The 26,424-nt window shown below is 63.1% G+C and carries 21 protein-coding genes; 9 read left to right on the forward strand and 12 right to left on the reverse strand.

The window, feature by feature from the left end; translation table 11 throughout:
- Positions 1-242: 242 nt before the first annotated feature.
- Complete coding sequence (locus tag E3T27_RS03050) at positions 243-488, reverse strand: hypothetical protein (protein WP_134571552.1); 246 nt, start codon at positions 486-488, stop codon at positions 243-245.
- Positions 489-891: 403 nt separating this feature from the next.
- Positions 892-3,186: an FdhF/YdeP family oxidoreductase gene (locus tag E3T27_RS03055; RefSeq protein WP_134571553.1), complete on the reverse strand. Its 2,295-nt coding sequence runs from the start codon at positions 3,184-3,186 to the stop codon at positions 892-894.
- A 778-nt stretch (positions 3,187-3,964) separates the two neighbouring features.
- On the opposite strand from E3T27_RS03055, the gene E3T27_RS03060 reads away from it, so the two are divergent.
- A complete protein-coding gene (locus E3T27_RS03060; RefSeq protein ID WP_134571554.1) occupies positions 3,965-5,293 on the forward strand; it encodes an L-lactate MFS transporter in 1,329 nt (442 codons plus the stop codon).
- A gap of 99 nt (positions 5,294-5,392) precedes the next feature.
- On the opposite strand, the gene E3T27_RS03065 is transcribed toward E3T27_RS03060, so the two are convergent.
- The gene (locus tag E3T27_RS03065) at positions 5,393-6,256 is read right to left on the reverse strand and encodes an alpha/beta fold hydrolase (RefSeq protein ID WP_198416465.1); all 864 of its coding nucleotides are present in this window, start codon (positions 6,254-6,256) and stop codon (positions 5,393-5,395) included.
- Positions 6,257-6,394: 138 nt separating this feature from the next.
- The gene (locus E3T27_RS03070; protein WP_134571556.1) at positions 6,395-6,928 is read right to left on the reverse strand and encodes a DUF488 domain-containing protein; all 534 of its coding nucleotides are present in this window, start codon (positions 6,926-6,928) and stop codon (positions 6,395-6,397) included.
- Positions 6,929-7,249: 321 nt separating this feature from the next.
- Here E3T27_RS03070 and E3T27_RS03075 point away from each other — a divergent pair, with 321 nt between their 5' ends.
- Entirely contained in the window at positions 7,250-7,927 is a 678-nt protein-coding gene (locus E3T27_RS03075; protein WP_166786083.1) for a dienelactone hydrolase family protein, read from the forward strand.
- Between the two features lie 301 nt (positions 7,928-8,228).
- On the opposite strand, the gene E3T27_RS03080 is transcribed toward E3T27_RS03075, so the two are convergent.
- Together E3T27_RS03080 and E3T27_RS03085 are read right to left on the reverse strand one after the other, a co-directional pair.
- Complete coding sequence (locus E3T27_RS03080; RefSeq protein WP_134571558.1) at positions 8,229-9,230, reverse strand: isopenicillin N synthase family dioxygenase; 1,002 nt, start codon at positions 9,228-9,230, stop codon at positions 8,229-8,231.
- Positions 9,231-9,398: 168 nt separating this feature from the next.
- Positions 9,399-10,262 (reverse strand): RDD family protein, encoded by an 864-nt coding sequence (locus E3T27_RS03085; RefSeq protein ID WP_134571559.1) that lies wholly within the window; start codon positions 10,260-10,262, stop codon positions 9,399-9,401.
- A gap of 17 nt (positions 10,263-10,279) precedes the next feature.
- Between E3T27_RS03085 and E3T27_RS03090 the strand changes: the two genes are divergently transcribed.
- Positions 10,280-11,275: a stage II sporulation protein M gene (locus tag E3T27_RS03090; RefSeq protein ID WP_134571560.1), complete on the forward strand. Its 996-nt coding sequence runs from the start codon at positions 10,280-10,282 to the stop codon at positions 11,273-11,275.
- Positions 11,276-11,449: 174 nt separating this feature from the next.
- On the opposite strand, the gene E3T27_RS03095 is transcribed toward E3T27_RS03090, so the two are convergent.
- From E3T27_RS03095 to E3T27_RS03115, 5 genes are read right to left on the reverse strand one after another with little or no spacing between them, the layout of a single operon-like run.
- Positions 11,450-12,757 (reverse strand): DUF58 domain-containing protein, encoded by a 1,308-nt coding sequence (locus tag E3T27_RS03095; protein ID WP_134571561.1) that lies wholly within the window; start codon positions 12,755-12,757, stop codon positions 11,450-11,452.
- A 2-nt stretch (positions 12,758-12,759) separates the two neighbouring features.
- A complete protein-coding gene (locus tag E3T27_RS03100) occupies positions 12,760-13,782 on the reverse strand; it encodes an AAA family ATPase (RefSeq protein ID WP_134571562.1) in 1,023 nt (340 codons plus the stop codon).
- A complete protein-coding gene (locus E3T27_RS03105; protein ID WP_134571563.1) occupies positions 13,779-15,095 on the reverse strand; it encodes a DUF4350 domain-containing protein in 1,317 nt (438 codons plus the stop codon). Before E3T27_RS03105 ends, E3T27_RS03100 begins: the two co-directional genes overlap by 4 nt.
- A complete protein-coding gene (locus E3T27_RS03110) occupies positions 15,092-15,778 on the reverse strand; it encodes a DUF4129 domain-containing protein (protein WP_166786084.1) in 687 nt (228 codons plus the stop codon). Before E3T27_RS03110 ends, E3T27_RS03105 begins: the two co-directional genes overlap by 4 nt.
- Before the next feature lie 29 nt (positions 15,779-15,807).
- Positions 15,808-16,971, reverse strand: coding sequence for a DUF7847 domain-containing protein (locus E3T27_RS03115; protein WP_104196608.1), 1,164 nt, complete (start codon positions 16,969-16,971; stop codon positions 15,808-15,810).
- 156 nt (positions 16,972-17,127) lie between these two features.
- On the opposite strand from E3T27_RS03115, the gene mtrA reads away from it, so the two are divergent.
- The 6 genes from mtrA to secA all read left to right on the forward strand — a co-directional run bounded on the left by mtrA (position 17,128) and on the right by secA (position 25,773).
- Entirely contained in the window at positions 17,128-17,808 is a 681-nt protein-coding gene (gene mtrA / locus E3T27_RS03120) for an MtrAB system response regulator MtrA (RefSeq protein ID WP_104196609.1), read from the forward strand.
- Positions 17,809-17,865: 57 nt separating this feature from the next.
- Complete coding sequence (gene mtrB / locus E3T27_RS03125) at positions 17,866-19,506, forward strand: MtrAB system histidine kinase MtrB (protein ID WP_174722172.1); 1,641 nt, start codon at positions 17,866-17,868, stop codon at positions 19,504-19,506.
- Entirely contained in the window at positions 19,499-21,205 is a 1,707-nt protein-coding gene (locus tag E3T27_RS03130) for an LpqB family beta-propeller domain-containing protein (protein ID WP_166786085.1), read from the forward strand. The genes mtrB and E3T27_RS03130 overlap by 8 nt, the downstream gene beginning before the upstream one ends.
- A 98-nt stretch (positions 21,206-21,303) precedes the next feature.
- Positions 21,304-22,002 carry a ComF family protein gene (locus tag E3T27_RS03135; RefSeq protein ID WP_104196611.1) on the forward strand — a complete coding sequence of 233 codons (699 nt, stop codon included), beginning with the start codon at positions 21,304-21,306 and terminating at the stop codon, positions 22,000-22,002.
- A gap of 121 nt (positions 22,003-22,123) precedes the next feature.
- Positions 22,124-22,828, forward strand: a complete 705-nt coding sequence (hpf, locus tag E3T27_RS03140; RefSeq protein WP_134571566.1) for a ribosome hibernation-promoting factor, HPF/YfiA family — start codon at positions 22,124-22,126, stop codon at positions 22,826-22,828.
- A 137-nt stretch (positions 22,829-22,965) separates the two neighbouring features.
- The gene (secA, locus tag E3T27_RS03145) at positions 22,966-25,773 is read left to right on the forward strand and encodes a preprotein translocase subunit SecA (protein WP_134571567.1); all 2,808 of its coding nucleotides are present in this window, start codon (positions 22,966-22,968) and stop codon (positions 25,771-25,773) included.
- 122 nt (positions 25,774-25,895) lie between these two features.
- Here secA and E3T27_RS03150 read toward each other — a convergent pair whose 3' ends face one another.
- Positions 25,896-26,336, reverse strand: a complete 441-nt coding sequence (locus tag E3T27_RS03150) for an Rv3235 family protein (RefSeq protein ID WP_134571568.1) — start codon at positions 26,334-26,336, stop codon at positions 25,896-25,898.
- Positions 26,337-26,424 lie beyond the last annotated feature (88 nt).

Consider the following 26,424-nt stretch of genomic DNA (forward strand, 5'->3'; position numbering starts at 1 on the left):
GGGGGCTTCCGCGAAGAACGTGCGGAAACCCCCAAAACCACCCGAAAACTCGACACCCCGCGAATATCCCGCCACCCCGCCCACAACAGGAACAGATTCGTTGCGTCACACTTGGTGCAGTCCAATTCCATGTTGCGTTACGCAAGCGTCCGTTTGTGGCGGGGCACTTTCCTCGCCGGCGCCGGCGGGAGGGGGAGGGCGCAAGGTTCAAGATGACGCAGTTCACGTCTTTGGGCAGGGGTTTACTTTTTTGAGAAATCATTCGGTCTGAGGCTCGCGATGCGATGTGCATGAGCCAGGAGCGTGTCCTCGTCGATGTGTACCCCGATGTCCGTAAAGCGCTGACGTAAAGCGGTGAGAACGTGCTCCTCGTCATGACCGGCCAGATCAGCTTCTTGTTGCATCAGGATCCCTGCAGCTTTGGCGTCATCCGGTTGGAAATGTTGGTCCTGAACCGGTTCGTCTTGGGTGCCGCTGTCGTCGGTCATTTTTTCCTTCTTTTCATCGGATTCGCCACGAGCATTGCGTGTAAACGCGTCAAGGAGCGAGCGATCGTGCCAAGACGTTCATCAGCGCGTATTGAAGCCACGGTAGTCCCCGAAGTTGAAGCTGACCAGTGCCATGCGCTTCGCGGGGAGCTTTGCTGGTGCTTTCATCGTGACAGGGGAGGCACGTAGTATCGCCGATCGCGCCAGCGTTTTCGCATGCATTAAGGCATTCATGAGTGAGCATCGTGGCACGTAGAGTTTTCGCGTGGGTCGCAGCACTACTCACGATGGTCCGTGGCGCGGGAGGCATCGTTGCCGCGCCGGCCAGCGCTTAAACCGAACCCGGCCTCCCCTCCCATTGGTTGGAAGGGCCGGGTTCAGTCGGTGGGCTCAACAGGGCAGATTACTCGGCACGTGCCACAAACCGCACCGCCATGGCCTTGTAGCCGGGGGTGTTCGATTCTCTCGCTACGAGCTCGCGGTGCATCAACGCGTTCGCCTCCGGGAAGTACGCCGCCACACAACCGCGTGGAGTCGGATAGAACACGAGACGAAAGTCGTCCGCGCGGCGTTCGGCACCCTGGAAGGTACTGATCACATCGACCGCGGCACGATCAGAGAAACCCATTTCTATCGCATCTTCGGCATTGATCAGAATCACCCGGCGACCGTTGGAGATGCCGCGGTAGCGGTCGTCAAGACCGTAGAACGTGGTGTTGTACTGGTCGTGGCTGCGCATGGTCTGCAAGATGAGGTGGCCGACCGGCGGGGTGAGGTATTCCAGCGGGCTCACTGTGAAGCGGGCAAGACCGATGTCGGTCTTGAAGCTGCGGGTATCTCGTGGCGGGTTCGGCAACACGAAGCCGTTCTTCGTCTTGAGTCGGGCGTTGAAGTCAGTGAAACCTGGGAGAACCCGCGAGATGTGGTCACGAATGACGTCATAGTCGTCAGCCATGGCCTTCCAATCGATGACGTGGTCGGCGCCGAGGGTGGCGTTAGCCATGCGGGCGATGATCACGGGTTCGGCCAGCATGTGGTCTGAAACCGGTTTCAGGCGTCCCTGGGTGGTGCGCACAACGGACATGGAATCTTCGACGCTGAGCACCTGACGGCCACCCGGATGTTTGTCATCGGTATCCGTGCGGCCGAGGGTCGGCAGAATCAACGAGGTCAGTCCGTGGCGGACGTGCGACCGGTTGGGTTTGGTCGACACGCTCACTGTCAGGCCTACCCGCTGCATCGCTGCCTCCAGTAGATCGGTGTCCGAGCATGCCAGCGCGAAGTTACCGCCCATGGAAATGAAGACGTCAACATTGTTGTTCTCGAACGCGTCCACGGTGTCGACTGAGTCGAGGCCATGTTCGCGCGGGGATTCAATCGAGAATTCCTTGTCCAGGGCCGCGAGCATTGGCTCCTGCGGCTTTTCCCAGACGCCCATAGTGCGGTCGCCCTGTACGTTGGAGTGTCCCCGCACCGGACACGCCCCCGCGCCGGGCTTGCCGAAGTTTCCCTGCAGCAGGAGCAGATTGATGATCTCCTTGAGCGTGTTTACGGAGTGCGGCTGCTGCGTGAGTCCGAGGGCCCAGCAGATGATGGTGGCTTTGGAGTTGACCATCATCTGAGCAACCGTGGCGATTTGTGTGCGTGACAGGCCGGTAGCGGCTTCGGTCACCTCCCAGTCGATGGTCTTGCGGGCGGCCCGATAGGCGTTTATCCCATCGGTGTTCTCAGCGATGAAGGAGTGATCCACGACGGAACCTGGCACGCGCTCTTCCTCTTCGAGTAGGAGGTGACCGAGTGCCTGAAACAGGACCAGGTCGGCGCCGACCTTGATCTGCAGAAATTCGTCGGCGAGGTTGGTACCGCTTCCGATCAGTCCGGAGGGGGTCTGCGGGTCCTTGAAGTTGAACAGTCCCGCCTCGGGCAGCGGGTTGACGGCGACGATTTTTCCACCATTATCCTTGCATGCGGCCAGGGCGGACAGCATTCGGGGATGGTTTGTGCCGGGGTTCTGGCCGACGACGAAGATGAGCTCGGCCTGATGGATATCGTCAAGCGAGACCGTGCCCTTGCCGATGCCGATCGTTGGGTTCAGCGCCGACCCCGAAGATTCGTGGCACATATTTGAACAGTCCGGCAGGTTGTTGGTGCCGATGGACCGCGCAAAAAGCTGGTACATGAACGCCGATTCATTGACCGTTCGACCCGAGGTGTAGAAGACGGTGCGCTTCGGAGTGCTCTCGCGAATCTTCTGCCCGACGAGCTCGAAGGCATCGTCCCAGCTGATTTGCGAGTAGTGCGTGTCACCGGGACGGATGACCACAGGGTGGGTGATACGGCCCTGATTGCCCAGCCAGTATTCGGTCTTGGTTGCGAGCTCCTCGACGGAATGCTGCGCCCACCAAGACGGACTTACCGTGCGGGTGGTGCTCTCCTCGGCCACGGCCTTGGCGCCGTTTTCGCAGAACTCAGCTGTTTTTCGGTGCCCTTGGGATTCGGGCCAGGCGCATCCGGGGCAGTCGGTGCCGTCACGCTGATTCAGGCGAAGCAATGAGCGGGCTGTGCGGGACAGTCCAGCCTGAGCAATTCCACGGTCAAGGGCCACCACGACGGCTTCGAGGCCCGCTGCGTGAGTTCTTGGCTTCTTAACGACGAGATTGCTTTCGTTGATGTCATTTACCGGTGCTGCACGTTTCATATGTCCATCCTGCTCCTAAAAATGAATCGTCGCGACAATAAAACCCCGTGAAAAATATTTTCAACGCGGTGGACGTACATTATTTTCAGGCATCTGTTTTTCACAAAAGCCATCCGCATCACAGAGTTCGCATAGGAGTCTAAATGCGGTTATCAGTGGGGGCGTACGCTTCTGTTGATATGCGATGTCTGGATCTGGGTCGGACTGAACCGGGATCGACACCCGCTGGGCGCGACCAAAACCCACTGCGGCGGAGGAAATTCGGACGCGTTATCAGATGTAGATAGAGTCGAAATCGTTCTCCGCTCCTTCCAAATCGGGAGCTGGTATTTGCGTAGCGCTCACTGAGCTGATAGGACTAAATAGCTGAGTGGGTAACGACGGGACGACAAATCGCCTGCTGAGAGTGATGTTTCGCTATTCGTGAAAAAGGACGCCTGAGAGCGGCTGAACGCGAATAGCGACCTGAAATGTCACGCTGGCCGCTGGCGTCCCGCAGTGAAATCCGCGCCTAAAGCCCAATTCGCATGCCACGAATTCTTGTGGTGCCTGCAGTTAGGCCAGTGTTGACAGGGGCGCACTTAGTCTGTACACAAAGTGAGTGACGATGAGATAACAATCGATCGCGGGTGTTTCCGATTTCATTTTTGACAAACCCCTCTTAGGCTTTATTTTTGACAAACTCCTCTGCGGGATCCCAGAGTGGGATTAGCGATGGGCCGCGCGCCATGAATGGTTTAGTGGGGGACTTACCCATAACCATTAGAAGGGTAGAACTATGTATTCATCAGCCACTGTGACCGGTGGAACGACCAAAAAACCGACGGCGGGGCGATGGGGGATCGTGATTGCAGCGCTTTTGCTGCAGTTCTCGATTGGCGCTGTCTACGCGTGGAGTGTGTTCAGTTCAGCATTGCAGAGCCCGGATGCCATGGGACTCACCAATCCGGAAGCATCTTTGCCATTCACCGTGACAATCGGCATGATTTTCATCGGCAGCTACATCGGTGGGAGGATCCAGGATAAGAAGGGGCCGCGGCCGGTGGCCCTGGCCGGAGGCACCATCTATGCCTTCGGATGCATCCTTGCCTCGTTCGCGCTCTCGCATGACAACACCCAGCTGTGGCTCCTGATCCTCGGCTACGGAGTCATCAGCGGATTCGGCCTCGGCTTGGCGTACATCGTACCGATTGCAATGTTGCAGAAGTGGTTCCCAGACAAACGCGGTCTCATCACCGGACTTGCCGTAGCTGGCTTCGGATTTGGAGCGGTCCTGACCGCACCCATCGCCCAGTGGTTGATCGCTATGACTCCGACGGAACCGAACCGGGCTTTTTTGCCTCTTGGCATCGGTTACCTTGTGCTCGCGCTGATAGGCGCGGCATTCTTCCATAACCCGCCTGCCGGATACGCGGTTCCAGGTTGGGTGCCTGCCTCCACAGGTAGGGCGCACGACAGCTACAAGCAGTTCACCGAAAAAGAGGCACTACGGACACCGCAGTGGTATTTTCTGGCGGGAATTCTCACCCTCAACGTCACTGTCGGCATTGCGTTGGTCGCCCAGGCCAACTCGAGTGCGATCGACATCGCCGGTTATAGCATCGGCGGTGCTGCCGCGCTCGTCGGAGTGTTGGCGCTGTTCAATGGAGGTGGCCGTGTTTTTTGGGCATGGGTTTCTGGGAAGACCGGTCGGATGACGACATTCGGTCTGATGCTCGGCCTGCAGGGTATCTGTTTGCTGGTCATTCCCCACGCCAGCAACGCTGTGCTGTTCTTCGTCCTCGCCGCCATCGTCTATCTCTGCTTCGGCGGCGGGTTCGGCACGATGCCCGCAACGGCGGGAGACTTCTTCGGAGTCAAACACGCTGGTGCGATCTACGGGCTCATGATCATCGGGTGGAGCCTCGGTGGGATCATCGGTTCACCAATCATCGCTGCTCTCATCGGCGCGGATAAGGACTACACGCTGGGTTACACCGTCATGGGCATTATTGCCCTGACGTCGTTGATCGTCCCCATCATCACTAAAATGCCGCGACCGAAGGCTGACGCGTTGAAGCCAACTGCCGCATATTCGACAGCCGAAGCGTCGAAGGTTGTCAACTAACAAGAAGCGAATGGGTTTCGTTTCGGATCAGCGTTTACAAACAGCTGACGACCTCAATCTATCTGTCTGTTTTTGCGGTGCGTGTGCGTCGAGTGGCTCCTATGGAGTGTGTCGCCCGATGAAGTCATCGATCAGATGCACAACGGTGTCCAGCTGTTCGTCCAAGACGAAGTGCCCGGTGTCGAGCAGGTGCAGTTCAGCAGACGGTAGGTCGTCAAGATACGCGCGCGCCCCTGATTCAGAAAAGAACTGATCGTTACGGCCCCAGGGCAATAGCATGGGGGGCTGGTGCTCGCGCATCCACGCTTGCCACGCGGGATACAGTGCGACGTTGGACTGATAGTCATAGAGCAAATCCAGCATGATCTGGTCTCGTCCAGCTTGATCAAGCCAGTGTTGGTCCAAGGTCCATGCGTCCGGATCGACGAAATCCGGATGCGCGGCCCCCTCGAGATGTTGGGAGCGCGTTGCCTCAGCTGTAAGCGCTCCGCGGATGACAGGCTCCATTTCCTTCTGATTTATCCAGTACTGAACCACCGGCTGCATATTCGGTCCTAGTCCGGACTCGTAGGCGTTGCCATTTTGTGCAATGACTCCCTGTATCCAATTCGGATGTCGCGCCGCGATGCGATACCCGATAGGAGCGCCGAAGTCGAAAACGTACATGAAGAACGCGTCGATGCCGAGGGTGACCAGAAATGCTTCGATAACTTCGGCGACGTGATCGAAAGAGTAAACAAAGTCCCCGCCGTCACTACTCGAGGTGGGAGCACTGCTGTAACCGAACCCCGGGTAATCCGGTGCAATGAGGTGCACCCGATCGCTGAGCCGATCCATCAGGCGCGCATACTGGTGCGACGCAGCAGGGAAACCGTGCAGCAGCACGATCGTTGGACCGTCCGCGGGCCCCGCCTCCCGATAAAAGAGCTCTAGCCCATCGACGGAAATGGTGCGATGCCGCACCCCCGTGAGCTGATCAGTGTCCGTTGTGAATTCGGCCATACTGTCCTCGTTTCGCTCGCTGATGCCTACATTTCAGACTTTCACTCGCGGTAGCTCGTGTCAACACATTCACGACGGGCTGCCGTGCACCCTCGTTGATCACTCTTCCGGTGGGTACCAGACACGGTCACCGTTGACCTTGGCAAAGCTGGTCAGGGTGTGCGGCTTGGTCGAGGTTGGGCTCATGATGTCGGCAACCTGAAGGCCCCGGGCCAGCAACGCATCTCCGATCAGTGATCGATGACAACGCCAGGGCACGGCCTCGGCACACATGATCGCTACGGTCTGCTTCCTCGCCAGCGCCATCAACTCATCGACACCGGCGACGAACTCGGGCGTTTGCATGTAGTCGGCGTAGTTGCGAAAGCTCCTGTTACGCCACGCTCCATTGATAGATTCTTCTGCCACCGGGGTGTGCCGTAGCCCGCCGAGCTCGGCGAGTCGCTGATAGTCGATACCTGCCTTCGGCATGCTGGCGATAAGTTCGTGTTCCCCAAATTGCGGGTTGTGACGAGACCCCGGAACGGTGCGCACGTCGATGAGTCGTTCGACACCGTGTCTATTCAACATTTCAACGAACTCCTCAATGGGATGAGTCGAGTGCCCGATCGTGTACACACAGGTTTCAGCCATGCTCCCATTGAACCGCACCTACTACAGCCCGCATCAGGAATATCAGATGTGTGCGCCCGACACTCGGTTCCGCAATAACGGGGAACCCCTGGACGTTGGCCATCGCCCTGTTGCCATGCTGAAGCCGTCGCTAACCTGATCAGTGCAGGAGGCTTGCTCGTTGCGGTTCACCGGGTCACACGAGCTAGGCGCGGATATCCCCGATAACACCGCGGCCATAGGTGTCCGTGAACGAACGGAGAAAGCATGCAACCGATCCCGAACCGTTCCGACCATTCGCGCGCGATTAACACTGCAGGAGCGAACGGTGTCCCACTGACAGTGTCAGTACCGGCCGGCGTAGCACGGGCTGGAATCATCGTGCTCCATGAGGTGTGGGGCCTCTCCGCGCCAGTTGCCGATCTCGTCGTTCGACTGGCCGACTGCGGTTACATCACCGCCGCGCCGCACCTCTACCACCGCATCAAAGACCCCGTCGTTACCGATGGAAAATTCGCGCAAGCCCGCCGGTACCACAACACCCTCACGACGGCAGGGCTCACCTGTGACATCGAGAGCGCCCAGGCCTGGATTCGCGCCCAGGGAGCACAGAAAGTAGCGATAATAGGTTTCTCCATGGGAGGCACCCTCGCATTGTGGGCGGCAGCAACACTGCACATCGATGCCGCAGTCACCTTCTACGGCGCCAACTTGGCGTCTCCACGCTGGCCTGGCATCCTCAGCGGAATCGATGCCGCACGCGTGCTCAAGGCACCCTGGCTGGGAATATATGCCGGCAAAGACGCCAGTACCCCCGCCCGTGACATTCAACGGATGCGCGAAATCCTGACCCACAGCATCACGCAATCCGTGGTGGTGGTGTACCCCAAAGTTCGCCACGGCTTCGCCCTGGACCCGGACCTTCCACGCCACGCCGCAGACGAGACAGCAGACGCATTCCAGCGAACGGCCCTCTTTCTGAAAACCTATTTACGCCAGGCCAACCAGCCGTTTCCGTAAAGATCTCCACCAATCGTCGACACCACTCAGAGAGCGCTGCTCCGTCAGATGAACACGGTCATCGACGTGAACGAGCAGGAATACGGGTCGAGTCGATCTGTCAGCAAATGCAGATGGGTTGCCGATATCACCTATATCCGCACGTTCTCGGGCGGGGATACATTCCACGTATCGAGGAAGAAACCGATTTTCACACTCACCAGCCCGCTATCATCCGTATCAAACGGGCCCAACCGAGTCTCCGCAACCCGGCGCTTGTCGGGACGGATGCTTCGGCCTCTGCCTCATCCGTCGTCTGGCGTTAGAGCAGATCGGCGTGGTGGGCGGCGGCCACGTTGGGGTGGGCGCGCAGGCGGTAGCGCAGCGCGTTGTCACCGTAGGTGGTTTCGAGAATGGGACTGTTGGTCGGGTCGGCGGAGAGCCCGCGGGCCTCGCGAGACAGGCCCTCGTCGAGCTGCAGCCTCGGCATTACGGTGTCGAGTGCTGGATTGAAGAAGAACGGCACGGAGATGCGGTCGGAGCCGTCTTCAGGGGAGAAGACGCGGTGCAGGGTGGCCTTGAGGTAGCCATCCGTTGCCAGCTCGAGCATTTCGCCGATGTTGACGACGAAGGCGCCCTCGAGCGGGGGAGCGTCGATCCACTCGCCGTCGTGTTCGACTTGCAGACCGTCTTTGTGAGGTTCGACGAGCAGCAGCGTGAGAACCCCACCATCGCGGTGCTCGCCCACACCCTGCGCACGTACAGGCTGGCCGGGATAACGCACGATCTTGGTCAGGAGAAAAGCGTTCTCGGCGAAAGCGGCGTCGAAGACGTTCTCGGGGCTGCCGAGGGCGAGTGCCCAGGCGCGCAGCAGGCGAAGCGCGATGCGGCTCAGCTCTGCATTCCAGCGCAGAGCGACGGTCTTCAGCTCAGGCAGGGACTCCGGCCAGAGATTCGGGCCCTCAAGGCGCCAATAATCTGGAGTTCCAGCGGCGAAGGGCACGGGCTTGCGGTCTACCCCGATGTCGATTTGTTCACGCCAGTCGATGGCGTTGGCGGTGAGCTCCCCACCGACGCGGGTATAACCACGAAACTGGGGACTGTGGATGTTTTCCAGCTTGAGTTTCTGCTCGGCCGGCAAGTCAAAGAACTTACGAGAGACGGCGAGAAGCTCCTTCGTCAGCTGCGGGTCGACGCCGTGGCCGGTCAGGTAGAAGAACCCGACCTCGTGGGTGACGCGCAGGAGTTCAGCTCGGAATACCGCAGCTTCGGCCTCGCCAGCGTCGAGTTGAGAGAAATCGAGGATTGGTAGTGAAGGCACCATGTTTCAAGTCTGACACCGGGCAGGCCACGTCGCGAATTATGACGACTCCGAGCCTTCGCCATCGTCAAATTCACTCCGGGACGTGTCGGGGTGAAGTCGGACTTGACGAAACCGGGCATGCCAGCTGCTGCCTGCGGCGTATCGCTCGACCCACACGCGATGACGACATCAGCGGTTGGGGAAGCCATGGGGGAGGCCGGTCAAGATCGGGGCCAGGCGCGCCAGGCGCTCGCGCTCGAGGAGGAGTGCGGTGTATTCGCGTTCTCGGCGCACGGCGGCGACTCCGATGAGGAAGGACTCAGCCGGAGCATCGGGCAGTGGGGAGACGAACGGAGTGACCTCCGCCGAGAGGGTCTGAGCCAGACGTTCGCGGGTCAGTGGGGTCAGGTGAGGTGACTGCCGAAGGTACTGGGCCACCCGCCGCGCCAGCTGGTCGGGCAGCCTGGCAATATCAACGGTCTGCGACCACGTCAGCAATGCTTCGGGCATCGGGCGCGGGATCTCTTTGTTGCGCTGGACGCGCTCGTGCTGGCTGTACGTGCCAGCCAGGAGGTCGCCGAGGCGCTTCGATCGGCCGTTGAGCAAAGCTGTGATGGCGGCGAGCCCGCCGAGCGTCATGATGATCTCCAGCACCCCGGTCAAGGCCCGAATGAATGCGTGGCGCAGGGAGATCGCTCCGCCGTCGTCGCGTACAATGCGGGCACCGATGGCGAGCTTGCCGAGCGATCGACCGTGAGTGAGGGTCTCGACCAGCACCGGCACGATCAGTACGGCGAAGACGAGCGCGGCAATCGAGATGGCCTGGGTGAGCGCCGAGTCGGTATCGCCCGCGATGGTCATAACTAGGGCCAGCATAATGAGCAGGTACAGGGCCAGATAGGCGATCGTGTCGATGATGGAGCCGGCGGCGCGCAGAATGACGCTGGCGGGGCGTACGTCGAGCGCAACTGCCTCGCCGGTGACGAGCTCGTCGTCGCGAATCAGATCACTGTGACGGTCGGCACGATCGGCGGGACGCCCGGTCTCGTTCATGTCTACTATTGAACCAGATGGATCTCGATGCTTACACGGCCGCGCATCGCGCCGACTGGGACCGCCTGACCGAGCTCGGAGCCCGGCGGGAGTTGAGCGGTGCCCAGTCCGACGAACTCATCGAGCGCTATCAGGCCGGTGCCACCCAGCTCTCAGCGATCAAGTCCACTGCCGGGTCGACTCTTGAAGGTGACCGGCTGTCGGTCGGTCTCTCTCGTGCCCGGCTGCGTTTCACCGGCGTGAATGCCAATGTGTTGGCGCAAATTCCGCGATTTTTCGTCGCCCAGTTGCCGGCGGCCCTCTATCGGCTGCGCTGGCTCACGCTTGTGGTCGCCGTGGTGACCTTTCTCGTCGCCGGATTGTACGCGGTGTGGGCCTACAACGATCCAGAGGTGCTCGCGAATCTGGGAACGGAGACCCAACTCGCCCAGCTGGCCAACGAGGACTTCGTCGGCTATTACTCGGCGAACCCTGCGGCGTCATTCACTGGATTTGTCTGGACGAACAATGCCTGGATCGCCGCACAGTGCATCGCCTTTGGCATCACCGGGGTCTACGTTCCGTTCATTATTTTGCAAAACGCCATGAGCCTCGGCACCACAGCAGCGATCATGTTCGCCTATGACAAGGGTGACGTATTCTTTCTCTACATCGCTCCGCACGGGCTGCTCGAACTGACCGCTATCTTCGTGGCAGCGGCTGGTGGACTGCTCATTTTCTGGGCCTGGATCGCCCCCGGTGCCCGCACCCGCGGGCAGGCGCTCGCCGAAGACGGCCGTGCGCTGTTCACGGTGGCCATCGGTCTCGTTTTCGTGTTGCTGGTGTCGGGCACCATCGAGGGATTCGTCACTCCGCAGGCGTGGCCATGGCCGATCAAGATCGGGATCGGAGCCGTCGCGCTCGGCGCATTCCTGACGTACATGATCGGGGTCGGCGGCCGCGCCACTCGCGCCGGTGAAACCGGCGACCTGAGTGAGTTTGAGGCCGGAAGCACCCGCATCTACGCTGCCTGACACCTCGCCTCGCTGCCGATTGCCGAAACTAGACGCTATCGTCTCTGGTCGTCTCTGGTCGTCTCTGGTCGTCTCTGGTCGTCTCTGGTCGTCTCTGGTCGTCTCCACGGTCTTGAGTGGCGGGAGTGGTGTTGACGCGGACGGCGCCAAGGGTGTCCCCGCAGCCGTTGGTCGTCAGAGCCGGCCGGCAGCCTTGAGGGCGATGTAGCGGTCGGCCAGGGCCGGCGGGAGCTGCGCGGGCGAGGCGGTGACAACATCCGCTCCCAGCCGACGGATAGCAGCCGATACGCGTGCCACGTCGAGCAGGGCCCGTTCCGCCGCCGCCGCCCGGTAAATTTCGTCGCGACCACCGCGGGTGGCTGCGGCGAGCACGGTGGCAGGGTCGAGCACGGAGGCCACGATCACCGTGTGTCGTTTGGTGAGCTGGGGCAGCACCGACAACAGCCCGGTCGACGCCCCCGCGGCGTCGACCGAGGTGAGCACCACGACCAGTGCATGCTGGCTCGTGATGGACCGCACCTGCCCGGGAACGGCGGCCCAGTCCATCTCGATCAGTTCCGGGTCGATCAGGGCCATGGAATCGACCAGCTGCGAGAGCAGGGCGGCCCCGCTGGCCCCCTGCACACGGCCGCGCACCCGGCGGTCGAACGCGAGAAAATCTACCCGGTCGCCGGCAACCGAGGTGAGAGCGGCGAGCAGCAGGGAAGCCTCGAATGCGGTGTCGAGGCGTGGCTCGTTATCGACCCGCGCCGCCGAGGTTCGCCCGGTGTCGAGCAGAATGATGACGCGGCGATCGCGCTCCGGTCGCCAGGTGCGCACCATCACATCGTTGCGCCTGGCAGTGGCCCGCCAGTCGATCGAGCGCACGTCGTCGCCGCGCACGTATTCGCGCAGCGAATCGAACTCGGTGCCCTGCCCGCGCACCATCACGCTCGTGCGTCCGTCGAGTTCCTTGAGTCGCGTGATTCGTGCGGGCAGGTGTTTACGGGCATGAAAGGGCGGCAATACCCGGATGCGCCCCGGCGCGTTCAGCGTGGCCTGGCGGTTCCACAGGCCAAGCGGCCCGCGCGAGCGCACCGTCACCTGTTCGACCCGTCGTTCTCCGCGCCGAAATGGTGTGAGCGTGAGCGAGACGAGCCGCCGTTCCCCGGACGGGATCACGACGCGGCTGCGATTGCGTCCGGCGCCTGCTGACGGCTGCCAGGCATCCCGCACGACGCCGACCAGGCGGCGGCGCCCGGTGTTGGTGAGGTACAGCTCGCTCGTGACGGATTCCCCGAGTCGAACCCGGGCGGGCAGCATCCGTTCGACCGTCACGGCACGCGGAGACGCCGCCAAAGCGAGGTCAAGGCCGCCAAGCACGAACACCAGCAGCAGCCAGAGAAAAAGAACGCCGGTGGCGGCCGTAGGATCGGGCCCGAACAGCACGATAGGCACCACCCCGAGGGCGAGGAGAAGAACGAACCGTCCGCTGAGCGTCATCGTTAGATCGGAACCTGAACCTGCTGCAGCACGCCGCGCAGAATGGCATCTACCGAGACGCCCTCGAGTTCGGCCTCCGGGCGCAGCTGCACCCGGTGTCGCCAGACCGGCAACGCCATCGCCTGCACGTGATCGGGCGTGATCGAGTCATAGCCGCTCAGCCAGGCCCACGCCTTGGTGGCGGCGAGCAGCGCGGTCGTTCCGCGGGGACTGACCCCGAGCTTGACCGAGGGACTCGTGCGCGTGGCGCGGGCCAGGTCGACGATGTAGGCGAGCACATCCGCACTCGAACCGACCCGGGCCACCGCGGCCTGCGCCGCGGCAAGTTCGACCTGTCCGAGCACCGCGCTCACCCCGGCCCCGGCCAGGTCGCGCGGATTGAAACCGGCAGCGTGGCGGCGCAGTACCTCGATCTCATCGACCCGTTGGGGGACTTCGAGCACGAGCTTGAGCAGAAACCGGTCCAGCTGCGCTTCCGGCAGCGTATACGTGCCCTCGTACTCGATCGGGTTCATGGTCGCCGCCACGATGAACGGCTCCGGCAGCTTGAGCGATTCGCCGTCAACGCTGACCTGGCGTTCCTCCATGGCCTCAAGCAGTGCGGACTGCGTCTTCGGCGGCGTCCGGTTGATCTCGTCGGCGAGCATGATGTTGGTGAACACCGGGCCCTGCCGAAACTCGAACTCGCCCGCGCGAGCATCGTAGATGAGCGACCCGGTCACGTCCCCTGGCATCAGGTCGGGCGTGAACTGGATGCGCTTCGTGTCGAGGCTCAGCGCGTGGCTGAGCGTACGCACGAGCAGCGTTTTGGCCACTCCGGGCACGCCCTCAAGCAACACATGGCCGCGCGCGAGCAACGCGATGATCAGCCCGGTCACCGCGCCGTCTTGCCCAACGACGGCCTTTGTGACCTCTAAGCGCACCCGGTTGAGCGCGGCCCGCAGTGCGGCGGCATCCTCTGCGGTCGAGGGCACCGCAGCTGCGAGCGAGTCAGCGGGCGTGATTGGGGTGGCTGGAGTGGTCATGGGTCCATTCTTTCGGCTGGAGGGGGTGGTAATTCCTGAGAAACGGATGCCGACGCCCGAGCAGCCGGCGCGGCCCCGGCTCGTACGGCCTGACCGGTCGCGTGTTCGAGAGCCTGTAAAGCGTCGGAGAATGCCATCAGCTGCGCGTCGGATTTGGGGATCGCGTCCACCAACACTCGCCGCACGTCGTCGGGAGTGCGGCCGGTGAAATGGGCGACCGAGCCGACGACCTCCCCCAGGTGCGCGAGGCGGCCCAGGCCAACAGCGAGGGCGAGTCGCTGCACAGCGCCGACCCGCAAGGCGTCCAGCGCCCTCAGCCGGGCATTGCTGCGCGCGTATAATCGGGCGCGACCTTCCATGGTCTCGCTCGCTTTCACCGTGACCGGCAGGTTCTCGGCCACGAGCGGTCCGAACCGCGCTCCCCGCCAGAACGCGGCGGCGGCCGCGGCGAGTGTGAGCAGAACGAGCACCGGGGTGACCCAGCCGGGCATCAAATCGGCGAGTGACGGAGGCCCGGTGCGGGGCAGATCGGCCAGTGTCGGCAGGTACCAGACCAGCGAGTCGCTCGGCCCCAGTAACCCGAGTGCGAGCGCCGCATTACCGTAGTCAGCGATGTGCTCATTATTAAACAGGCGGGCGTCGGGCACGAGGGAGATGATCCGGCCGGTCGTGTCGTTCTGCACCTGAACCAGCGAGAAAGTGTTGGTGTCGCTGGCAAAACAACCGGTGAGAAGCAACTGCCCGCTCCCGGGCGGAATGGACAGGGTGTCCCCGCCCGGTGACAGTTCCCCCGCTCGATTCGCGGTCGGCACCGAGCAGTCAGCGGCGAGAGTGTCGGATTCGGACACACCGCCAAAGCCCACGGTCGGGGCCAGCGCCTGAAGAGCCAGAAAATCCGGTGCCGCGACAACGGTGCGCGTGGCGAGGTCACCCAGTTCGCGCAGCTGCGACTGATCGAGGTAGCTGTTCTCGTCGTACAGGAACACGGTTGAATTTGGTCCGACTGCGCCCCGCACCTCGGCCAGGGAACTGGCGAGAGTCACGGTGACACCCTGCTGGCGAAGCACCTCCACGAGCGCCATCGAGCCGGCCGGAGCAGCGTTGTCCCCGGCAAGCGCTCGGCCAGCCGCCTGGCTGCCGCCGGACACGAGCACGGCGACAATCGCGGTGGCCAGAATGCAGGCAGTGGCGATCAGCCAGAATGAGGAGCGGCCCAGCAGCGCTCGCAGGGTCGGGGTAGCCACGGTCGTGCTGTCGGCAGTACCAGTCAAGCGAACAGGCGCATCGGTTGGGGAACCGAGCGTTGCGCTCATGACCGACCCGCCTCGGTCAGTGGGGCGAGTATGGCGGGCGCCGCAGCCCGTAATTCAGCCTCGAGCGCGGCGAGGGCGCGGTAGTCGGGCTCGAGACCGACCTGTTCGAGGTAGCGCACCCGATCAAAGGTGTCTGCAGCGCGGGCCAGTGCCGGACCGTGGGACGGAAACGCCAGCTGAGCCCGGGCAGCGAAATCATGCGCGGTCGTGCCGGGCGTGACTGAGAGCACCGTGCGTTCAGCCAAGCCGCGGGCCAGGGCGCGAAAAATCTCCTCGCAGGCCAGGCTCCAGTCACCGCGACCGGCCGCCGCGTCGGCCGCCGCACGCATCTCGGAGCTGCTGCGCTGGTCGATCGCGCCGAACAGGTCGAGATCTGCCCGGCGGCGCCTGGCCAGTTTTGGCGCGCCGAACAGCAGCCAGCCCGCCACGAGCACCGCGAGCACGAGCACGGCCGCGACAATCGGAACCCAACCCGTCAGGCTGCCGTCGCCGCTGCCAGCCAGCGAATTGAGCCAGTCGAGAAAAGCCTGAGACGCCCGGTCGAACCAGGTCGGCCGGGCCGCTGCGTACGGGGCTTTAACGAGCTCTTCGCGCAGCCACTGGCGGGCGTCTGGCGCATCAGGAACCACCGGAACATCATGCGGCACGCCGAACGTGAAGCGGTCGAGGAGTGATTCGACCATCGATCCGAGCTGCGTTAGGCCCACCTCGGTCATACCGCCGAGTATCCGCCGGACACGGTTGGCGCCAGATACGGGTCGGGTACGTCGCCGCCCTGCGCTGCCGATTCGACGTAGCGGGCCAGCTCAAGGTCGAGGCCTTCCTTGCGCATGCGCAGGTCGAGATAGACCAGCGCTATGGTCGCTGACTGCACAACAGCCGCCACCGCCGCTACGGGAATGGCGATAATCAGGCTGATGACGGTGAGGATGATGGACGACTGCTCCATGAACGCCCCGGCAGGGTCGACGAGCGTAGTGCCGATTCCCATGAGCAGCGACACGGGCATGCTGATGATCTGGCTGATGACCTGCACGATCACGGTGATCAGCAGCAGAATGCCCAGGGTGCGCCAGAAGTAGCCGCGCGTCAGCGACCACGACCGAATAACGGATGCCCGCAGGCCCAGCTCCTCCAGCACGATCAGGCTCGGAACCACACTGGTTTTGGTGAAGAGGAATGCGCTCGCAGCCGCGAGCAGCAGACCGCCGAAGACACCGATGAGAACGCCGGCGACGAGGCCGACGGCACCGCCGACGCTGATCAGGAGCACGACGATGCCGGCCAGCACGGCCACGCCGACGAGCAGCGCACCGCCCAGCAGCAGGGTCCACAGGGTTAGCGGCCAGAGACGAGTCGCCGCCCGGCGCCACAGAGTGCCGAGCCGCAGTTTCTCGCCCAGGGTCGCGCGGGCCACCTCGACCACGATGACGGCCTGCAGCAACGCAGAAGCGATGAGCGACAGAGCGATCGGAATGATGGCAGACAGCAAGCCGGCCAGCACCGAGCCGGCTATGACGGCATCCTTTTGGTCGAGCGGGGCGCTGTCAACGCGGTCAAGGGCCCAGAACGTGACGAGCCCGACGATGACCACGGTGACCAGCATAATCACCGCCTGCACGATCAGACCACTACCGAAGGTGGCCTTGGGATTGCGGCGCAGGACCCGGAAAGACGCGCCGAGCAGCGTACCGAATCCGATCGGCCGCAGTGGAATCAGTCCCGGCTTGGGCGGAGGCGACCAGGCCTGGCCTGGGTTGCTGCCTGGAAAGGGTCTATTCGAGTGCGGCGCGCTCTGATAGGGCGAGGACGGTGTCGCCAACTCCCCATACCGCGGTGGAACGGGGGCGTCGGGGGCTAGCCAGGGGTCGGTCACCCTTCAATGCTGGCACAGGTCGATCGAGAAATGCGCTCGCGAGCACTCTGTCAGCGCACTCAGCTACTCTTATGCGAGACTTTGCCCTACTCATCGGGCAATCTGCTGAGCGAACGACATCAGAACACACGGAGCTGACGTTCTGGAAAGAGACCCATGACTGCACGTATTTTGGTTATCGATGATGATACCGCCCTGTCCGAGATGATCGGCATCGTTTTGCAAGGCGAGGGCTTCACGCCGGGCTTTTGTGCCGATGGATCGCTCGCCTTCGAAGCGTTTCGTACCGAGAAGCCTGACCTGGTCTTGCTCGACCTCATGCTGCCCGGCCTCGACGGCATCGAAGTGTGCCGGCTGATCCGCGCAGAATCAGGGGTGCCGATCATCATGCTCACCGCCCGGTCTGACACCACCGATGTGGTCAAGGGGCTCGAGTCCGGCGCCGACGACTACATGGTCAAGCCGTTCAACCCCAAGGAGCTCGTCGCCCGCATTCGCACACGCTTGCGCCCGCCCGCTGTCGACGGCGCACTGGCCCTGCACATTGGTGACCTCGTGGTGAACGCAGTCGGCCACGAAGTCACCCGCGGAACGGCGGCGATCAACCTCACACCGCTCGAGTTCGACCTGCTGCTAGCCCTCGCCTCCAAACCCCAGCAGGTCTTCACCCGCGAAATGTTGCTGGAGCAGGTCTGGGGTTACCACTACAAGGCGGACACCCGGCTCGTGAACGTGCACGTGCAGCGGCTGCGATCCAAGGTTGAGCACGATCCCGATAATCCCAAGATCGTCATGACGGTGCGCGGCGTCGGCTATCGCGCCGGTACGATCAGCTAGAAATCGCAGACCAGAGATGTCCTCCCGGCGACGCCCAGAGAAACGGTTTCCGAAACCGTGCCTCAGCTGACCTATTGGAGCAGGCCGCGCAACTGGCCGCGGCTCGTGCGCGCGTCGTGGCGCTCGTCCCTGCAATTTCGTACGGTGACGATTTCCGTAGCGCTGTCCGGGCTGGCCATTCTGGTCGTGGGTGTGTACATGTCGGTCAGCATCGGTACTGACCTGTTCCAGTCGCGGCTCAGCCAGGTCCTGCTGGAATCAGACCGTGCGAGCAGCTCCGCGCAGAGCCTCTTCGATTCCTCCGATGCCACCGACCGGGTCGAGGTGCAGAACCTGCTCAGTTCGGCCCGCACCTCGATCTCCGCTGCCTCGTCGAGTCGACTGGTCGCCGTGCTGCGGGTGCCTGGCCAGGATCCGTCGACCGTCGCGCCGCTGGATTCGTCGACGTTTGGGCAATCGACCGGCGTGATCGGAGCCGACCTGCGCACCGAGGTGCAGGCGAACGACGGTGATCAATTTTGGCAGTCCGTCACCCTGACCGGTGACGAGGCCACCACCATGCCCGGGATAGTGGTCGGGTCGCAGATCACGGTTCCCGTGGCCGGCCGATACGAGCTGTACATCGCCTACAGTCTGCAGGATTCCGAAGCGACGCTGCTCTTCGTGCAGCAAACGCTCGGGGTGGCCGGTGTCGCGCTCGTCCTGCTGATCGGGGCCGTATCGTGGATCGTCGTGCGCTTCGTCGTCACGCCATTGCGGGTGGCCGCCGAGACGAGCCAGAAACTTGCCTCCGGCGACCTCGAAGTGCGCATTCCCGAGAAGGGCGAAGACGTCATCGCCACGCTTGCCCGCTCGTTCAACGGCATGGCCGACAGTTTGCAGAGCCAGATTCGTAAGCTCGCCGACCTGTCCGAGGTGCAACAACGGTTTGTATCGGATGTCTCGCACGAATTGCGAACGCCGCTCACGACCATCCGCTTGGCCGGTGATGTGCTCTATGACCAGCGGGCGACTTTTCCGCCAGCCACCAGCCGCACCGCTGAGTTGCTCCACACCCAGGTGGAACGCTTCGAGTTGCTGTTGAGCGACCTGCTCGAAATCAGCCGGTACGATGCCGGGTCGGTGGAACTTGAGAGTGAACCGACGAATCTGGTCTATCTCGCCGAGGACGCCATCGACAGCTTGAAGTCACTGGCCGAGTCGAAGGGGAGTGACCTGCGGATCGTAGCGCCGGGCGGGTATCTCAATGCCGACGTCGACCCGCGACGCATCCGGAGGGTTCTGCACAACCTCATTGGCAACGCCATCGAACACGGTGAGGGTAAACCCGTCGTGGTGTCAGTCGACAGCGACGCGAACGCGGTCGCGCTCGCGGTACGGGACTACGGGCTCGGCATGACCCAGGCCGATGTCGCGCACGTGTTCGACCGGTTTTGGCGTGCTGATCCGTCTCGCCAACGCACGATCGGGGGCACCGGACTCGGACTGGCCATCTCGCGTGAAGACGCAAGCGTGCACAACGGCTGGCTACAGGTCTGGTCGAGTCCGGGCGAGGGGTCGTGTTTTCGGCTGACCCTGCCGCGCACGGCCGGAGTTGTGCTCGAATCGTCCCCGATCCCATTGCCTCCCGACGACGCAACGGCCGCATTGGGCGACGTCGGGCATGTGCTTGGAATGGGCGGAGATCAGCATGACTGATCGCAGAGCGCGTGGTTCACTCTGGCGGGTCGCTCCGGCGCTGTTGGTGGCCGTCAGTCTCGCCGTTGGGCTCGGTGGCTGCACCGGTATTCCACGCGACGGTGTCGTACACGCCGGCAATGACATTGCGCCAGACGATAATCCGGCCCCGGTTTTTCTGCCGGCGCTACCGCAGAAGGACGCCCCGACGGAGGCTATTCTGCGCGGCTTCATCGACGCGTCGTCAAGCCCGGAGAGCAACTACGACATCGCCCGGCAGTTTCTGGCTCCGGCGTTTCAATCCAGTTGGGACCCCACCTCGGGCGTCACCGTCGACAACGGTTCAGGGCGCACCCTGACCGTCATCGACGAGGCCACCACCCTCGTGGCGGTCACGCCGATCGCCGAAGTGGACCAGTCCGGGGAATACCGCGAGGTCGACGCGAGTCCGGTACCGTTGCGCTACGAATTTGCGCAGATCGGTGGCCAGTGGCGCATCAGCGCGGCTCCGGATGGCACGGTGATTGACGAAAACACCTTCAATGAGGTATTCAGCGCCCAGCCGGTCTATTTTTATGATCCGGGATTTCGGTTTTTGGTGCCGGACCTGCGCTGGTTTCCGCGCGGCGCATCCGCTCCGACGAAACTGGTCAACGCGGTCTTGAACGGACCGAGCGCCTGGCTGACCGGTGCCGTGGCCACGGCGTTTCCGCAAGGTTCCGAGCTCACCGCCGATGCCGTGCAGGTTGTCGGGCGTCAGGCCATGGTCGATCTGAACAGCGAAGCCCTCAACGCCGATCGGCAGACCCTCCAGCGCATGAAGGCGCAGCTGGCGGCGAGTCTGCCGACGGGCCTGACAGTCGAAATCACCATCGACCAGAACTCCCAGGCCATCACTGCTCTGGAATCAGGGGCGCCGCTCGTGGATCCGCGGGTAGATGCCCGGGCGCTCGTGCTGCGCGGTGACGAGTTCGGTTTTCTCGCCGCGACCGGGCAGAGCGTCACCCTGCTGGATGGGCTCTCTGAGCCCATCGCCCAGCTGGCTCCGACCGCTGTGACGCTCGCATCGGGCCAGGGATCGGCGGCCGTACTCACCAGCGACGGCGTCTACGTCGTTCGGGCCGGCGATGAACCCGAGCTGCTCGATGCGCGCGCGGGGCTGCTCGCGCCATCGATCGACAATGACCGCTTCGTCTGGTCGGTGCCAGCTGACGATCCAAGTGCTCTCGTCGTCTACAGCCCCACCGGGGAAGCAACCCTGCTGCCTACCCCGTGGCCAGAGGCCACGTCGATCGCGGCACTGAAAGTGTCCCGAGACGGCTCTCGGCTGATCGCACTCCTCGGCACCGGTTCTGAGACCCGATTCGTCATCGCCTCCATCATTCGTACCGGCGCGGCGCCGACCGGGATCGGTGCGCCAGTACTGCTGGCGTCGGGTGGCGGAGTCGGCCGTGACGCAACCTGGATCAATGAATTGACCGTCGCCTCGCTCAGCACGCTGCCCAGCGGCGAAGCCCGCGTCGTCGCGCAACAGATTGGTGGCGTCAGCACCATTCTCGAATCCCCTGTGAGTAGCCGGTTCATTGTCGGCAGCAACTCGGTGCGTGATCTGCGAGCCCTCACTGACAGCGGCAGCCTCGCGGTGCAACGTGGAGCAGGCTGGCAGGCCCGAATCGGCGGCGTGACCTTGCTTGCCACCCAGCAAGGCCTCGGCGGCTGAGCAACCCGCCGCTTCTCCCCAGGAGGCGCCGAGGCGCGCTTATCCACCGCTGATGCGTTCGGGCCGGCCCTGCCGCTACCTCGCGGCACACTGGGGCCATGAGTCGACAGCTGCGCGCGCGTCTGGCCGCTGCGAGCCGGGATGCCTGGGCAACCGTGCTACCGACCGAGTGCAGTGGCTGTGGTGTCGTCGACCGCGCCCTCTGCGCCGAGTGCCGGCGGGCGCTGGTGCCTTCCGTGCACCCGGTCGTCCGCGACGACGCCGTCATCTGGGCCGCACTCACCTACGAGGGCGCTGCCCGTCATGCGATCGCGGCTTACAAAGACGGCGGCCGAACGGATGCCGCCGCCGCGCTCGCCGGGCCGCTGCGGGCGGCCATCGTGGCCGCGCTGGCCGCCGTGCCCGCTGGCCGCCGGGGTCGTGGTGCTGCGCGTTATGATGCCGGCCCCGGAATCCAGCTCGTGACCATCCCGTCGTCTCGTCGGGCCTGGCGTGTTCGGGGCTACCACCCGGTCGATGCCCTGCTGCACCGCGCCGGCCTGCACCCATTTCCGGCGCTCGCGCAGCGCACGGAGGCGCTCGACCAAGTGGGCCTCGGCCGGGCGGCGCGGGCTGCGAACAAGAGCAACAGCCTCGTCGCCAGGCGTCCGCTCGATGGGATGCTGGTGATCCTGGTCGACGACATCGTCACCACGGGAGCGACCCTGCTCGAGGCGCGCCGCGCCGTGTCTGCTGCCGGCGGTGCCGTCGTCGGTCTGGCCACACTCGCGGAAACACGGCGTCTACTGTCCCCGTAATCGCACTCTGAGCAAACTCGTCGACAAATACTGTGACTTATTCCACTCCCACGGCTACGGTGGAGACAAAGGCGTGCACTGATCGCCCGGTTTTGGGCGGTCCGCCAAACTGGAGGTCGTCATGGAAACTAACATCGTCGGACGCAACCTTGGGATCACTGATCGCTTCCGGGATTACGCGACGGAGAAGGCCGAGAAAATTGCTCTTCTCGCCGATAAGGCCCTCGCCCTCGAGATCAAGGTCAGTCGACACCACGAGAAGAACGGGGCGGCCGTCGGCAACGACCGGGTCGAACTCACCCTGATCGGCAAGGGTCCGTTGGTGCGGGCCGAAGCGGACGGATCCGACAAGTACGCCGCTTTCGACGTGGCGCTGGGTCGTCTGCTCGAGCGTGTTCGTCGCGCCAAGGACCGCAAGAAGGTACACCGCGGCGGCGCCCACCGGCCCACCTCGCTCCACGAAGCGTCCGCGGTCGGCTTCAGCGTCATCGACATCACACCGGCCAACCCCGAGACGCTCGAGCGCGTGCGCACCGGTGCGATTCCTATCGTGCAAGCGGATGCCCCCGAGGCCTCCACCGAGGAGGATTACTGCCCCGTCGTCATCCGTCGCAAGGTTTTCGCGGCGGCCCCCATGTCCGTCGATGATGCCCTCTACTTCATGGAACTCGTCGGCCACGATTTCTACCTGTTCCAGGACATCGAAACCAAACGAGCCAGTGTGGTCTACCGCCGCAAGGGCTGGGACTACGGAGTGATCGAACTCGACGGCTCGGTCGGCGAGCTGCAGGAGGCTGTGCCCGTTACCAGCGGGCGTGCCAACTGACCAACTAGCATTACCTTAGCCGCCGACCAGGTCGGTGCTCTGGCATCTGCCAGACGAGAGGCGCAGGCTTGTGCTGTGGCAGTCCGATTGGGCTGCCACGGTGCGTGCCTGCACCGTTTGACTAGTGGAGTACATTCGTGGCGTCAATTCTTGAAAAGGTTCTTCGTGTTGGTGAGGGTCGCGTTCTGCGCCGCCTGGAAAACTACGCGAAGGCCATCAACGCGCTGGAAGAAGACTTCCACGAGCTCACCGACGAGGAGCTGAAAAACGAGACCGTCACCCTCCGGGAACGGTACTCCAACGGGGAATCGCTCGATGATCTGCTGCCCGAGGCGTTCGCCGCAGTGCGCGAGGCGAGCACTCGCACCCTGGGGCTGCGGCACTTCGACGTGCAGCTGATGGGTGGAGCGGCCCTTCACCTTGGCAACATTGCCGAGATGAAGACCGGAGAGGGCAAGACCCTCGTCGCCACCACCGCTGCCTACCTCAACGCCATCAGCAGCCGCGGTGTGCATGTCATCACGGTCAACGACTACCTCGCAAGCTACCAGAGCGAGCTCATGGGCCGCGTCTTCCGTGCCCTCGGTATGACGACCGGATGCATCGTCTCGGGTCAGACTCCGGCACAGCGGCGCGAAATGTATGCCGCCGACATCACCTATGGCACCAACAATGAGTTCGGCTTCGACTACCTGCGCGACAACATGGCGTGGCAGGCCAGCGATATGGTGCAGCGCGGGCACTACTTCGCCATCGTCGACGAAGTCGACTCGATCCTCATCGACGAGGCTCGTACCCCGCTGATCATCTCGGGGCCGGCGTCGGGCGAAGCTAACCGCTGGTTCAACGAGTTCGCCAGCCTGGCCAAGCGTCTCATCGCCGACGAAGACTTCGAGGTCGACGAGAAGAAGCGCACCATCGGCGTGCTCGAGCCCGGCATCGAAAAGGTCGAGGATTACCTCGGCATCGACAACCTCTACGAATCAGCCAACACGCCGCTGATCTCTTTTTTGAACAACGCCATCAAGGCGAATTCTTTGTTCAAGAAGGACAAGGACTACGTCGTCATGAACGGGGAGGTGCTCATCGTCGATGAGCACACTGGCCGTATTCTCATGGGACGCCGCTACAACGAGGGCATCCACCAGGCGATCGAGGCCAAGGAGGGTGTCGCCGTCAAAGCCGAGAACCAGACCCTGGCCACCGTTACCCTGCAGAACTACTTCCGCCTGTACTCGAAGATCTCCGGCATGACCGGTACGGCCGAGACCGAAGCTGCTGAGTTCATGAGTACCTACAAGCTCGGCGTCGTGGCCATTCCCACCAACAAGCCGATGCAGCGCATCGACCAGTCCGACCTGATCTACAAGAACGAAGAGTCCAAGTTTCGTCAGGTCGTTGAAGACATCGCCCTGCGCCACGAAGCCGGCCAGCCGGTTCTGGTCGGCACGACCAGCGTCGAGAAGAGCGAGTACCTGTCCCGCCTGCTCGCCAAAATGGGTGTGCGACACGAGGTCCTCAACGCGAAGAACCACGCCCGTGAAGCCGCGATCGTCGCGCAGGCCGGTCGACTCGGCTCGGTGACCGTCGCCACCAACATGGCCGGCCGCGGTACCGACGTGATGCTCGGCGGGAACGCCGAGTTCCTCGCTGTTGCCGAGATGAACGCGAAGGGCCTCAGCCCGGTAGAAACACCTGACGAGTACGAACTCGCCTGGGACGACGTATTCACCGCTGTCAAGGCCGACGTCAGTGAAGAGGCCGAGAAAGTCATCGCTGCCGGCGGCCTCTACGTGCTCGGTACCGAACGGCACGAATCACGCCGCATCGACAACCAGCTGCGCGGACGCAGCGGACGCCAGGGAGACCCGGGCGAGAGCCGGTTCTACCTCTCGCTCACCGACGACCTCATGCGCCTGTTCAACGCCGGCGCAGCCGAAGCTCTGATGGGCCGCTCGGGCGTGCCAGACGACATGGCGATCGAATCCAAGGTGGTCAGCCGCGCCATCCGCAGCGCACAGTCACAGGTCGAGGGTCGTAACGCCGAGATTCGTAAGAACGTGCTCAAGTACGACGACGTTCTCAACCGCCAACGTGAAGCCATTTACGGTGACCGTCGACACATCCTCGAAGGTGACGACCTGCATGAACGCACCCAGACTTTCCTCACCAACGTCATAGACGAGGTGCTCGACGTGCATGCCAGCGACGGCAACGGCGACGACTGGGACTTCGACGCGATGTGGACCGAATTGAAGACCCTCTACCCGGTGGGACTGACCATCGACGAGGTCGTTTCTGAGGCCGGCGACAAGGGCCGAATCAATCGCGATTTCATGCGCCGGGAGATTCTCTCCGACGCCAAGCTCGCCTACTCACGTCGTGAAGATTCCCTCGGTGCCCCCGCGATGCGCGAACTGGAACGTCGTGTGGTGCTCTCGGTGATCGACCGCCGCTGGCGCGACCACCTCTATGAGATGGACTACCTGAAAGATGGCATCGGGCTGCGTGCGATGGCGCAGCGCGACCCGCTGGTCGAATACCAGCGCGAGGGTTTCGCCATGTTTCAGCAGATGATGGGCCAGATTCGCGAGGAGACCGTTGGGTTCCTGTTCAACCTCGACGTTGAGGTGACTGCCGGTGCTGGTGCCGTCAACGGGCCGGCCATTGCGGGAAAGGGGCTCAGCCCAGCTGACTCATCAGACGAGAAGCTCAGTTACACTGCGCCGAGCGATTCCGGCGGAGTCGAGGTGCGCAATCAGCGCGGCCAGATTCAGCAGGCTGCCACTGATCGGGCCAGGCGCACGGCGACGATCGCGGCGAGCGATGACGAGGCGGAAGAAGCAGCCAGCCCGCCCCAGCGTGGAGCGTTTGGGCAGAAAACCGAGGGTGCCGCACCGGTGAACCGGGCCGAGCGCCGCGCCCAGGGCAAGAAGACGATCTAGCCCCGACGCACGCCGACGATTGTGCCGACGATTGGGCCGGCAACGCACGCCCATTCGTGGGCGAGCGTTGTCGCACGGTTCGTGAGCGGGGCATCCGTCTGCTGGCGGAAATGCCCCGCGCATCACAGGACAACGAGAACGGTGGCACGCCAGCGCTGATCCAAGCCTTCCAACTGTACCGAAACGACGTGCGCTCGGCGTTTGTCGTACACCAAGATCACTGCATTGAAACCGCCGGTGTCGGTCGGCCAGGTCGTGACATGGTCGATCCACAGCCTTGGCCGTTCAGCGACGACTCCCGTGATGGCTCTGGCGCGAGCGGCGATCGACACGCGCACGCGCAGATGGGCGTAGACGTCGTCGGTAACCCATCGCGCGAGTTGCTCGAGGTCTCTGGCTCCGGCGATGACTTCGACAGCCCGCAGGGCGAGGGCGCGCAGCACCTGCTCCGGTTCGGGCCGGTGTGCCTGTCCAATCGGCTTCGGGCTGACTCTGCGCGCATCGTTGTGAGCCTCCGACGGGTGAACCTGTGCGCTGGAAGCACCGGAACCAGATGACGTCATCGTTCCTCCTGATATCGAACGTGCAACTCTTGTAGCGCCACACTCAACCAGCTTGATCACCGCGTTGTCTAGCGCTTAAAGAGCCTGT

It is taken from the genome of Cryobacterium lyxosi (genome assembly GCF_004403345.1).
Lineage (GTDB): Bacteria > Actinomycetota > Actinomycetes > Actinomycetales > Microbacteriaceae > Cryobacterium > Cryobacterium lyxosi.